The 13,171-nt window shown below is 40.6% G+C and carries 11 protein-coding genes; 4 read left to right on the plus strand and 7 right to left on the minus strand.

The annotated features are described in order from the left end of the window. Positions 1-59: 59 nt before the first annotated feature. The gene (locus KF872_06890; protein ID MBX2903267.1) at positions 60-1,202 is read right to left on the minus strand and encodes a sulfotransferase; all 1,143 of its coding nucleotides are present in this window, start codon (positions 1,200-1,202) and stop codon (positions 60-62) included. Between the two features lie 129 nt (positions 1,203-1,331). Between KF872_06890 and KF872_06895 the strand changes: the two genes are divergently transcribed. The 3 genes from KF872_06895 (at position 1,332) to mnmE (ending at position 6,073) form a co-directional block, all read left to right on the plus strand. Continuing rightward, positions 1,332-3,914, plus strand: coding sequence for an AAA family ATPase (locus tag KF872_06895; protein ID MBX2903268.1), 2,583 nt, complete (start codon positions 1,332-1,334; stop codon positions 3,912-3,914). A gap of 143 nt (positions 3,915-4,057) precedes the next feature. Further along, positions 4,058-4,693, plus strand: coding sequence for a carboxypeptidase-like regulatory domain-containing protein (locus tag KF872_06900; GenBank protein ID MBX2903269.1), 636 nt, complete (start codon positions 4,058-4,060; stop codon positions 4,691-4,693). Positions 4,694-4,699: 6 nt separating this feature from the next. Beyond that, complete coding sequence (gene mnmE / locus KF872_06905) at positions 4,700-6,073, plus strand: tRNA uridine-5-carboxymethylaminomethyl(34) synthesis GTPase MnmE (protein MBX2903270.1); 1,374 nt, start codon at positions 4,700-4,702, stop codon at positions 6,071-6,073. Here the strand turns inward: mnmE and KF872_06910 are convergent, their stop codons facing one another. The 4 genes from KF872_06910 to KF872_06925 are packed head-to-tail and all read right to left on the minus strand — an operon-like array spanning position 6,074 to position 9,629. After that, complete coding sequence (locus KF872_06910; GenBank protein ID MBX2903271.1) at positions 6,074-6,583, minus strand: phosphoribosyltransferase; 510 nt, start codon at positions 6,581-6,583, stop codon at positions 6,074-6,076. Between the two features lie 10 nt (positions 6,584-6,593). Further along, entirely contained in the window at positions 6,594-7,412 is an 819-nt protein-coding gene (gene menB, locus KF872_06915; GenBank protein MBX2903272.1) for a 1,4-dihydroxy-2-naphthoyl-CoA synthase, read from the minus strand. After that, complete coding sequence (gene menD / locus KF872_06920; GenBank protein MBX2903273.1) at positions 7,409-9,109, minus strand: 2-succinyl-5-enolpyruvyl-6-hydroxy-3-cyclohexene-1-carboxylic-acid synthase; 1,701 nt, start codon at positions 9,107-9,109, stop codon at positions 7,409-7,411. The genes menB and menD overlap by 4 nt, the downstream gene beginning before the upstream one ends. A 46-nt stretch (positions 9,110-9,155) precedes the next feature. Next, a complete protein-coding gene (locus KF872_06925) occupies positions 9,156-9,629 on the minus strand; it encodes a DNA starvation/stationary phase protection protein (GenBank protein MBX2903274.1) in 474 nt (157 codons plus the stop codon). Between the two features lie 98 nt (positions 9,630-9,727). Here KF872_06925 and rlmD point away from each other — a divergent pair, with 98 nt between their 5' ends. Continuing rightward, positions 9,728-11,119, plus strand: a complete 1,392-nt coding sequence (gene rlmD / locus KF872_06930) for a 23S rRNA (uracil(1939)-C(5))-methyltransferase RlmD (protein MBX2903275.1) — start codon at positions 9,728-9,730, stop codon at positions 11,117-11,119. Positions 11,120-11,156: 37 nt separating this feature from the next. Here rlmD and KF872_06935 read toward each other — a convergent pair whose 3' ends face one another. Further along, positions 11,157-12,014: a polysaccharide deacetylase family protein gene (locus KF872_06935; GenBank protein MBX2903276.1), complete on the minus strand. Its 858-nt coding sequence runs from the start codon at positions 12,012-12,014 to the stop codon at positions 11,157-11,159. A 59-nt stretch (positions 12,015-12,073) separates the two neighbouring features. Then, a complete protein-coding gene (locus KF872_06940) occupies positions 12,074-13,054 on the minus strand; it encodes a hypothetical protein (protein MBX2903277.1) in 981 nt (326 codons plus the stop codon). Positions 13,055-13,171 lie beyond the last annotated feature (117 nt).

A 13,171-nucleotide genomic window follows, 5' to 3' on the forward strand; every position in this document is an offset into this window, starting at 1 on the left:
TCTTTCTTAATGAAATAGGAAACGATAGAATTATTTCCCAAAAAAGGAGTTGGCAACAGTTAAAAACCAAATTCGCTAATCACAGGCGCTAATCGTTCTCTCACTTCAACTTCTGTATAGCCATACTGCGCCAAAGAATAACTGTGTGCCGATTTATAGGATCGCCTTTTATTAGTTTCTGTATGCAATTTCGCCCGTAATTCATCTGAGAAAGTCCAGCCAAAATGGCTATAGATTTTCTCTACCTCTTCAACAGGATGTGCAAGCAAATCGCTGTATCTAAGCGCTACTATTCTCTTCGAAGCAAACTGCTGGCGCACCTGTGTGTAATGCATATAAAACTCCATACTCAACTCACACCATTCGCGGTATGTGGCATCGGTTTGCTTTAACCTCGGAGAGTGAAGCGGATACATTACCGAAAACATGCTGGCAGTAGAAGGTACGGCATCTATCGGATTGCGGGCAATAAAAATAAGCCGCGCATCGGGAAAACGCTCCAGCAAACTTTGTATTCTGCCACTGCTATTTACATTCTTTGCCAAGTATATTTTGTTGGAACCCGTGGCATACATAAAGCGCTTCAAACTGCTTTCATAAAAGTCCATAGCCTTTTTGCGCACAGCCACCTGCTCTTTATCCAAACAATGCGTGTTTTTTATTCTATGAAGAAAGGGAAACAACACAAAAATACCACTGCTCTGCATCATTTGTGCAAACAATGCTTCATCCTCTTCTGCCTGCCTGAAACCCATATTATGCACTCCATCCCAACCTTTAAACAAACGCCTTTCTACCACATGCAGCAACTTTTTAACTGGATTCCCAATTGCTGTATCTATGCTGCTAATTGTATTATATAATCGTATAAACGATACCGAACAAAACAATGTGTGAGCGAATTTCATATATGCAAAACGGTTGCCATCAGAGGCTATCAACCGATGTAAAAGCGTGGTTCCGCTGCGAGGATTTGCAATGATAAAAACAGGCTCCTTAATGGTAACCTTCCTATAGTTGCCATAAAAAACCTCATCTATTGCCCTAAAGAATAGATGCAGTAATAAATTAATAAGCCAAAGCACCAAAAAGAAAATGGTAAGCAGCCAAAGCCTGATATTTACCGATTGCAACGTAAGCCAAAGGCAATGCAGCAATACACTGCTGCGTATAAAATAAAAATGGGCCGAACCTACTACCACTTGTTTTGCTTTATAGACGCGAATAAAGACTAATACAGCTTTTATACTTGCTATAAATTGTGAAAGTTTCTACGCTACCGTACTTGACATTCCATAGCACAAGTGTTATTTTCACCATTACTGCACAAGATGAAAAACTACAAATTCAAATCCCTAAAAGTTTTCGCCTCCGATGAATGGTTAGCAAACCGCACACGCGAATACCGTACCGTTTTCGACCGTATGGAAACCTCTTACATAAGTGGCGAACTTTCCTTTTACAATAAACTATTTGATGAGCGCGAATGGGAATGCGTTGTTACCATGAAAGCATTCTTGCACCTTGCCGGAGAAAAGAAAGAACTCTGCAACCAAGAAGAAAAAAAGAGGGTACGCATAGATGAAAATATAGTAAGCATCCATAAAGGTTGGGGCAATACCAACTACGGCCTTTTTTGGACACATGGGGAATACAGCTGGGAAGCATACATAGATGGCGAACTCATTGGTTCACGCAAGTTTTATATAGAAGATGCCGGAAAAGTTACCACTATTGGCAACCCATTTTTTCAATTAGAATCTATTCGGTTCTACACAGGCGATTACAATGCCGTAAACGAAACCGAAAAACGCTACCTAAAAAAAATTAGTCGCAACGGCACCAGATACCTTTACACAGAGCTAAAAATTAAAAACAAACTAAATACCGATTGGAACTGCGAAGTATTCTTCAATTGGTACAATGCCTCCGGTATGCTAAAAGCGCACATTGAGCGCCACCGCAAAATAGAAGCAGGCAAGGAAGGCGAAATATTTACCTTCAACGAAGGCTGGGGAAATGATGTTCCCGGAACTTGGAAAGACGCACAATACCGCATAGAAATAATATTTATGGATACGGTAATTGCCGTAGTACCTCTCGAAACCGGATACGAAGATGAAGAAGGCGATATCCTCATCAACAGCCTGCCACAAGCCTATATTTCTCCCGCATCTTCCGAGCCTTTAGAGCCATCTACCTCGCTCGAAAGCCAAATAGGAAAATTAGATGAACTCGTAGGCCTAGATGAACTAAAAGAAGAAATTAAGAACCACGTTAAATACCTCAACTTCCTAAACTTAAGGCAAGAAAAAGGATTCAGCGAGGTAGAAAACATTTCGCTTCACAGCGTATTTACAGGCAATCCGGGTACCGGAAAAACTACCGTAGTAAAAATGCTTGGGCAAATTTACCGCAGCATGGGATTGCTCAGCAAAGGCCATGTAAAAGAAGTGGGTAGAAGCCAACTAATTGGCGAATACATTGGGCAAACAGCTCCCAAAGTAAAAGCAGTAATAGAAGAAGCCAAAGGCGGCATTCTATTTATAGACGAGGCTTATTCGCTTGCCCGCGAAGCCGATGATGCCAAAGATTTTGGCAGAGAAGCCATAGAAGTATTGGTAAAAGAAATGAGCGATGGCAACCAAGATATTGCCATTATGGTTGCAGGTTATCCGCGCGAAATGGAAAACTTCCTAGACTCCAATCCGGGTTTAAAATCGCGCTTCAATTACTTCTTTCATTTCGATGATTACATTCCCGAAGAACTATTGCAAATAGCCTTGCTTGCAGCGCAGCAGCGTTCTGTTTCTATTACCGAAGATTCACAAAAATTCTTATTCGATGCACTTACCGAAGCATTCCGCAACCGCGATAAAACCTTTGGCAATGCACGTTTTGCACATGCTGTAATAGAAGAGGCAAAAATGAATTTAGGCCTACGCTTAATGCAACGCAGCGATGTACGCGAACTTTCGCAAGAGCAACTTTCGCTCATAGAAATTGCCGACATCAAAAAAGTATTCGATACCAAACGCAAGAAAAAAGCCAACATTAAAGTAAACGAAAAACTCTTGCGCGATGCCATGAAAGAACTAAACGAACTCATAGGCATTAAAAACATTAAAGAAGAAATAAACGAACTCGTAAAACTTGTGCGCTTCTACGAAGAAGAAGGCAAAGATGTACTAAACAGATTTTCGCTACACAGCGTATTTATTGGCAACCCCGGCACCGGAAAAACTACCGTAGCCAGAATAGTAGCAAAAATTTACAAAGCACTCGGCCTGCTCGAAAGAGGCCACACCGTAGAAGTAGATAGACAAGGCTTAGTAGCCGGCTACTTAGGGCAAACAGCCTTAAAAACCGATGAAATAATTAAAGAAGCCAAAGGAGGCGTACTGTTTATTGATGAAGCCTATTCTCTTGGAGAAGCGAATGATTACGGACGCGAAGCCATAGAAACGCTACTCAAACGCATGGAAGACATGCGCGGAGAATTTGCCGTAATTGTTGCCGGATACACAGAACCAATGGAGCGCTTTATTCACTCCAATCCCGGACTTAAATCCCGCTTCGACAAAACTTACACCTTCAACGATTACGAAGTAAACGAACTGTTTGAAATAGCACTTTCCTTATTCAAAAAAGAAAACTTACAACTTCAAGAAAGTTCGCAAACTTATTTAAAACAATACCTCAGCAGTTTATTCCACAACCGCGAAAAACATTTTGGAAATGCCCGCGAAGTACGCAAACTCGTAGAGCGAGCCATCCAAAACCAACACCTGCGTTTAGCAGCACTCTCTAAAGAATATCGCACCAAAGAAGCACTTACCACACTCACCGAAAACGACCTCAAGGAACTAAATGAAGTAGCAACCAAAAAACGTGGTTTAGGCTTTAGGTATTAAAGTAGCATTTTCAAACCATTACCTTTATGTGTTAAATGTGCCAATACGGAAAAACATCTAGTAAAGTAAGTAGCTTATTGCCAGTGTTAAAAGAAGTTGGCACTTAATCAGTGTAATGAAAGAGCGTTTATATTCGTTTACCAATGCACAAACAATTGCTTCTCATCTTATGGTTGGCGTTAAGTTTTTCTGCCTTCAGCCAAAATGCGACAGAAGAAAAACTTATTCAATTCAGCGGTTTGGTAATGACCTCCGATAGCCTGCAAGCCGTACCTTTTACTACCGTTACCATAAAAAACAGAATGCGCGGTGTGAGCGCCAATGCAGAAGGCTTTTTCTCGTTTGCCGCCCACTTAGGCGATACTATCTTTTTTACCAGTGTGGGCTATAAACCTGCCGTGTATATTATTCCAACAAATTTGGATGTAGATAAATATTCGGTAATTCAGTTAATGACCAAAACAGAATACTACTTACGCCCAACCATTATTTACCCTTGGGGAAGCCGCGAAGCATTCCGGCAAGCATTCTTAGACCTTAGAGCACCAAGTGATTTAGAAGAGTTGGCACGCCAAAATACAGAGCGCGAAAAATTAGCCACCGCTGCAAAAGAACTGGAAATAAACGGCAACGAAGCCGCTAGAAGACAACTACAAACAAGGGCCGTAAACTATTCTTATATGGGGCAATTGCCACCGCAGAATATATTCAACCCATTGGCATGGGCAGAATTTATTAAAGCATGGAAACGTGGCGATTTTAAAAAGAAAGATAAGTAAGCTCGCATGATTTTTTCCGATACCATTGTTGCCCCCGCCACGGCTGCCGGCATTGGTGCACTGGCAGTTATTAGAGTTTCGGGAACAGATGCACTTACTATTACATCCGCTGTTTTTAAAGGCAAAGATTTAACCCTTGCGCCTTCGCACACCGTACACTATGGTTTCATTACTACCCAAGATAAAACGGAGCTTATAGATGAAGTAATGGTAGCCGTTTTTAAAGCCCCAAAAAGTTTCACCAGCGAAAACACTACCGAAATAAGTTGCCACGGTTCACCCTTGGTGGTAAATAAAATTGTGGAAGCACTCATTGCTGCCGGTGCCCGCTTAGCCAAACCCGGTGAGTTTAGTTTAAGAGCGTTCATAAATGGCAGAATAAACTTGGCACAGGCAGAAGCCGTAGCCGATATTATTGCCAGCGAAAACGATATGCAGCACAAGGTCGCTTTGCAGCAAATGCGCGGTGGCTTTGCCAACGAACTGCAAATATTGCGCCAGCAACTAATAGACTACACAGCCCTTATTGAATTAGAATTAGATTTTGGAGAAGAAGATGTGGAGTTTGCCAAACGCGAACAACTCATTGCCTTTATAGATAATTTTTCTGCACATATTACCGAACTTATTCACTCCTTCAAAGCAGGAAATGCAATTAAAGAAGGCATTCCCATTGCCATTATCGGAAAACCCAATGCCGGAAAATCTACCCTACTCAATGCTTTACTAAACGAAGAGCGCGCCATAGTGAGCGATATAGCCGGAACCACTCGCGATACCATAGAAGATGTAATGCACTATAAAGGCATTTCTTTTCGATTTATAGATACTGCCGGCATTCGCCAAACAAGCGATACCATAGAAAGTATTGGCGTTGAAAAAGCGCTGCAAAAAGCACGTAATGCCAGCATTGTAATTTATCTATTTGAAATTGCCACTACCACGGCAGCAGAGCTATTACAACAAATAGAAGCCCTAGAAATTAGTAATGCCACCATTATACCCGTTGCCAATAAAATAGATAAAGTAAACTGGAAAGCAACTGCGCCATTTACCTATATTCCCAACATAAAATTTATAGCGGCAGCCACTAAATTTAATATAGAAGATTTAAAAGAGAGTTTACACCAACATGCCGTTGGCAACACTCCATTGGCAAGCGGCAGTGCTGTAGTTACCAATATCCGCCATTACGAAGCACTCATAAAAGCAAATCGGGCACTACAAAAAGCACAAGATGGTTTAATGAATAAACTAAGCGGAGAATTGGTAGCATTCGACCTGCGCGAAGCATTGGAACATTTAGGCAGCATCACGGGAGAGGTAAGTAACGAAGACGTGCTCAGTTCCATCTTTAGCCGCTTCTGTATCGGAAAGTAATTACTCCAAATACGCTATACCTTTTTTACCATTAAACTCTACTACAATTTTTTCTTGCAGTGTAGTAGAAAGCGATAAGCCCACAAAGTCTGAGGCAACCGGAAAGCGCTTGTGTTGGCGCTCTACCAATACTGCTGTTTTTATTTTTTTAGGCTGCATAGCTGTAAATACGGCAAGTGCATAAAACAGGGTTCTGCCCGTATTGCCAACATCATCGGCAACTATGAGTGTTTTATTTTTAAGTTTCTCGCCTTGTGCAAAAGAAGTTTTTACGGCCTGCACATCCGGCTGTTCCTTATCTATTGCGAGTGAATGCAACACTACCGTTTGCCCTTGAATTTTTTCAATCTCCGACTTTAATAAACGCGCAAACTCATAGCCATTTGGTTCAATGCCTACCAACACTAGCTCTTTGTCCTCATAGCAATCTTCTACAATTTCGTAAGCCATGCGCCTTACTTTTTGCGCTATGGCTTCGCTATCCAATATCTGAGTTCTTTTTGCAGTCATTGCAGTTTATTTATGGAAACTTAGGAAACTTCTTCCAATCCGGTTTGCGCTTTTCTATGAAGGCATTTTTTCCTTCTTTGGCTTCTTCACTTAAATAGTACAGCAAGGTTGCATTCCCTGCTAATTCTTGCACACCTGCCTGTCCATCTAATTCTGCATTGAAAGAAGATTTGAGCATGCGAATAGAAAGCGGAGATTTTTCTTGAATTTTTTTACACCATTCTACGGTTACATCTTCCAACATTTCGAGCGGCACCACTTTGTTTACCAAGCCCATTTGCAATGCATCTTGAGCATTGTATTGGTCGCATAAAAACCATATTTCGCGGGCTTTTTTCTGCCCCACCACACGTGCCAAATAGCTGGCTCCAAAACCACCATCGAAACTGCCCACTTTAGGTCCTGTTTGTCCAAAAACTGCATTCTCAGAGGCAATAGAAAGGTCGCACACCACATGCAATACATGGCCGCCACCAATGGCAAAACCGTTTACCATTGCAATAACTGCTTTAGGTATAGAACGTATTTGTTTTTGTAAATCCAACACATTTAGGCGAGGCACTAAATCGGAACCCACATAACCTCCATGACCGCGTACATTTTGGTCGCCACCGCTACAAAAAGCCTTCTCGCCTTCCCCGGTAAACACAATTACTTCAATGCTCATATCATCGCGGCATATATTCATGGCATCTATCATTTCTTTTACGGTAAGTGGCGTAAAAGCATTGTAATAGCGCGGACGATTGATGGTTATTTTAGCAATACCTTCAAAAAACTCAAACTTAATTTCTTGGTATTCCTTAATTACTTTCCAATTGCGGCTCATACATTGTTGTTTTGTTGTTTTAAAAAAGAAAAATACTGCTTGTAAATTGCAGCACTAACTATGTTATTTGTTTTAATTTCCAGAATAGCTGCTTTCTTTTTGGGTTGAAAAAATTCCGGCAGCGTTTCATTCAATTGCTGCTGCGAGTGGCAAATGTAATAGTGTAAACCAAACATTGCAGCCAAATGTTGTGCAGAAAGTTGGTGTTGGGTTTCAAAATAATCTTCGAAATCTTTTACAGAATCGGGTCCTTCTAACAATCTAAAGATATTGCCACCGCCATTATTTATTACAATAATGCGTAACTGCTGCGAAAGGTAATTGTTCCAAAGAGCATTGCTATCGTAGAAAAAACTAACATCGCCCAATATGGCAACGGTTAGTTTCTTAGTTACCACTGCAGCGCCAACTGCCGTACTCAGGCAGCCGTCTATGCCGCTGGTTCCTCTATTGGCATTCACCTTTGTATTGTGCGGCAAATTAAAAAACTGGGCGTAGCGCACCGGAGTAGAATTGCCTAATTGCAAATGAGTGCCGGCAGGCAGGTTTGCAAAAATTGCCTCGTATGCCTTTAAATCGCTAAACTGTGTATTATCTAAAAACTCCTTGGTAAGTAGCATGGTGCGCGAACGCAATCTATCCCACCGTTCTTTAAACACCGCATCGGCCTGAAAAGAATACGGCACCATGTTTAGCAATGTTTCGTAAGAAACATAGAACGATATACTTTTCTCGCCTAAAAAAAACTGATCCCAACTTTCGCAGGGAGGTGAAATATGATAGTGCCTCTGGGGCTTATTTCTTCTCAAAAATTGCTTGAGTTTTTTTGAAAGAATTTGCCTGCCAAGCGTAATTACCAAATCCGGTGCAAAATACTTTTCTTGATCGGGCGCAATTTGAGCCAGCATGCCATCTATGTTCCATACTGCTTTTTGATGTGCAAGAATATTGCTTGCATGTTCAGAAATAAACACCACATTTTGCTGCTTGGTAATATCTTTTAAACGCAGTAATTCCTTGGCTGTGAAATACTCGTAGCCCGAAATTATCATAATGCGTTTAGCCGTATCCCACTCGTACAGAATAGGCTCCTGGGGAGTAGAAAAAAGGCAAAAATCTACCGTTGTCTCCACCTCCTTCAATTCATAATATGGTACTTCTTCTCCGGCTATATCGTATAGCGGCTCCGGAATATGCACATTCCAATGCGAAGGATAGGCAGAATACTTATTTCTATAATCGAAACAAGTATCCATAAAGGCAGATTGCTGCAACAACTCATCTACATCCTTTACCGGCTCGAAATGAAGCGACATTTCGATATAGTTTCTAAAAATTTCGTGTTGAAAAATTGTTTGGTTGTCGCCAATATCAAAATACTCATTGGGTCTATCGGCAGTAATGGCAATAATGGGCAGTACTTGGTAATATGCTTCGCAAATGGCGGGTGCTAAGTTTAGCACAGCCGTTCCCGATGTGCAAATTACAACTACGGGTTTTCGCAGTTGCTGTGCAATTCCCAATGCGAAATACCCGGCAGATCGCTCATCGGCAATGACATATTTTTTAATAGAAGTATAACTATTAAGCGCAATTACAAATGGTGCAGATCGCGAACCCGGACACACTACCACATGCTGCACACCGCGCTTGTATAAATAATCTATAATAAGCTGAACATGGAGGTGTGAGGTCATGCTACTATTGAGATGTAGTAATACAAAATGCTTACTTTCTAGTCTGCTATTTTAAGTAAGCCGAATACATCCAAACCAATTTTTCTTGCTCGCGAATGTAGTCGCTCATCATGGCGTTGGTGCCCTCATCGTTAGCTTCGGCAGAAAGTTCTAGAATTTCGCGCTCCAACTGAAGCAGCAATTCAAAGCCATTTAAGACACTCTTTACTGCCGGCTTACCTTCGGTAACATTAGTAGCTTCTTTAACTTTAGCGTGTTTTAAAAACTCTGAAAAAGAATGATAAGGTGTGTGCCCCAACGTAAGTACACGCTCAGCAATTTCATCAATTTTAAGGAGTGCATCGGTATAGAGTTCTTCAAACTTTAAGTGTAGTTCAAAGAATTTTTCGCCCGTAATATTCCAGTGAAACCCACGTGCGTTTATATAAAACAATTGGTAGTTTGCTAAGAGCAGATTAAGTTTTTCAGCTAATTTCTTTGCTTTATCGGCATCTAAGCCAATTTGATTCTTCTTTCCCATGTTTTAAGAATTTCTTCGTCAATATTAGGCTTATTAAAGAATAAACAAAATACAAGAAGTGTTATTAAAGCAGCCAAATAAAATACCATTTTAGCAGCGTGAAGCAATTAAACATAGCAACGGTAACTATTACCGGAATTTCGGCAGAAGGATTTGGCATTGGCAAATTAGAAAACGGCAAAGTAATATTTGTGCCTTATACCGCTCCTGGCGATACGGTGCGCGCACAAATAACTAAAAGCAAAAAATCGTTTTGCGAAGGTGCTTTGGTAGAAATTATACAGCCGGCAAGCATTCGGCAACAAGCTGAGTGCGGCCATTTTGGGCTGTGTGGCGGTTGTAAACTGCAACATATTCCATATACGGAGCAACTGCGTATAAAAACTCAAACCGTATGCGATGCTTTAGAGCGTATTGGCAAAATCTCTACTGCCGGCATACATCCCATTATAGGTTGCAATAACACTTTCGACTATCGCAATAAATTGGAATTTACATTTACCAATAGAAAGTGGCTTACCAACGATGAAATTGCCAGTGGACAAGAGTTTGAACGCAGGGCTGTTGGCTTTCACGTTCCGGGTAGTTTTTCGGGCGTACTCGATATAAATAACTGTTCGCTCATGGAAGCGAGTAATCCTATTCGCTTAGGCATTAAAGAATTTGCGCTCCGCCACAATTACTCTTTCTTTAACATAAAAGAGAAAACAGGCTTACTGCGCAACTTACTTATACGCAAAACCAATACCGGTGAACTATTGGTGCTCATCAGTTTCTTTGAGAACGATGAAAAAAAAATACAACAGTTGATGCAGTTTACGGAAACTACTTTTCCGCAAATTACTTCGCTGCAATATGTGATAAATCCAAAGGCAAACGATACTATCTATGATTTAGAGCCTGTAGTTGTAAAAGGAAATGCCCACATAATAGAAATGTTGGGTACTTACAAATTTAGAATAGCTCCCAAGTCGTTCTTCCAAACCAATTCTACTCAGGCAAAGAAACTGTACGATGTAACCAAAGAATTTGCAGAACTAGGTGGAGAAGAAAATGTATTTGATTTATACACTGGCGTGGGCAGCATTGCAATTTATGTAAGCGATGCCTGCAAGCAAGTGGTGGGGATAGAACAAATAGATGCTGCCATTGAAGATGCCAAGCAAAATGCCACCATAAACAATGTAAAGAACACGCACTTCTACTGTGGCGATGTACGTCTTTTACTCAACGAAAGTTTATTGCAGCAACATGGCAAACCCGATGTAATTATTACCGATCCACCCAGAGCCGGCATGCACGATGATGTGGTAAAAACATTATTGCAAGCTGCAGTACCTAAATTGGTGTATGTAAGTTGCAATCCCGCCACACAAGCAAGAGACTTACAATTGTTGAGCGAAAAATATACTATCGAAAAAATTCAGCCCGTAGATATGTTTCCGCAAACTATGCACATAGAAAATGTGGCTCAGCTAAAGCTAAAGTAGTGGCTTCTATTAAAAACTATTACGCAACAAACAGCCATTAAAAACGAGCACTATTTTCTTGAAAAAATTTTTCGAACGAAGTAAAAGAAAACTGTTTTAGCAGCGCTTCTACCCTATCTAAATATCCCGAAACATTATAGTATGAAATAAAGCGGTTAAATAACGGTGCTGCAATACGCGGTGTGTGCTTGTAAGTTTCCCATGGATGAAAATAGAAGTTTAGAGTTCGCTTTGTTGCTGTACTCTTTAGCAAGAATTTAAGTATAGGCATAGGCAACAAACGCCCATATACACCGCCTGTGCAGGGCACTTTTATGCCTCCGGCACTATATACCGTAAATGGAATCTCCAATAACTTTGCAGTGGGATTGTGTGTACCAATATTCTCGGCATGTATTCTGTAAATTCCCGTAGGTGCATTGCTTACACCATACATGGTAGTGCGCATAGGAAACACGGAACTATCGTATTCAAAGCCTTCTTCTTCTAATATCGCCAGCATCCATGCCGTGGAGTAATCTAGCGAACAATAGGGCGCTCTAAATCCTTTTACTTGTTTCCCTGTTATGTCTTCTAAGATATGGTTGGTAGCTACAATTTCAGTCTTAAAAGCAGCAGGCGTAAGTTCCCACAATGGCGTATGGCTATATCCGTGCGATGCAATTTCGTGTCCCGCAGCGGCAATTTGCTTAATAAGAGCCGGATGCTCTCTGGCAACGCTTCCCAATACAAAAAATGTTGCTTGCACCTCATTTCTTTCAAATAGATTCAAAATGGCTGCGGTGCTATTTTCTATCTGGCTTATTGGCTTTCCGGCAGGTAGGTGATGCCGTAAGAAAGCACTGGTGTGCCAATCTTCAAGATCAATGGAAAGCAAGTGTTTGCTATGCTTCATAACTCTCCACAAAACTAATGTAATTCCATTGCAAGCTATGTAAAATCAACAACGGCTTCTTAATCTCTATCGTGCAAAAACTTTCCTTGCAAGATATTGCAATAAGTAAACAGCAGGTTATCTATATCTAAATCAAACAACTCTTCGGGGCGCCCAACTTGATGAACAGCATATACATAATCCCCATTTGCCGGAAGCGCCTGTGCCGCGTAAAAGTTATTGCCAATGTATAATGCAGAATCTGCCACCGATGCGTGTTTTTCTTTATAGTATTTGAATAATGAAGCATACTTGCCATTGCTTGTATTTTCAGCAAGTGTTTTTTTGGTTATGAGCGAACGGCTATAACCAAAATATCGCTTAGTGTGTATTACTTGATGTGCAGAATCTTTTAATGAAGCTATATCTACCAATGTTCCAAACGAAGAAACCGCTACAAATGGATCGAATGGATCTACTACATACTCACGCCCTCCAATAGTAATTACAGGAAATATATGCCCTCCTTCTTTTCTTTCTACACGTACCGGAATTTGAAGCAAAGAATCCACCATAATTTTAAACAATGCTGAGCGCTGACCGCAGTAAAGTGCTACCCGATTGCTGTTTGCCAATGCGTATATACTTTTATAGTTAGCTGGTGTAATTGCCAATGAATTTACCCTTTGCACATCTTCGAACTCTGTACTAAGAATATAGCTGCTGCTTGCGTAAATGAAATCTGCAATTACTAATGCCTTTTTATATTGCTTTGCCGCTGAAGACAATACCTGAGTATCTATTCTCTGAAACTTTTTTTCTAGTACATCAACGGCATCTTCATACGCTAAATAAGATGTATTTTCAAAAAGTGTATCTAATGGATTTTTTGCATGAAACTCAGATAACACAAAGCGAAAACCATGCAATGGAATTGGCTGTAGTTGTTCGTTTACACTCAATAATTCCTTTATTTCAGATACATGTATGGAAGTAAGCCTCTTCTCCTTATTACAAGCAGCCAACAGCACTGCCAACAATCCTAATATGTAATATTTCATCTTTTCTACTTAACTGCATGTTTGAACTATTAAATAGTATTCATAGCCACACAAAAACATTGCTAAAATAGTATTCAACTATGTAACTATGTGGTTAAATTTTTTTTGATGTCCCCT

The organism is Chitinophagales bacterium, from assembly GCA_019638515.1.
Taxonomy (GTDB): domain Bacteria; phylum Bacteroidota; class Bacteroidia; order Chitinophagales; family LD1; genus UBA7692.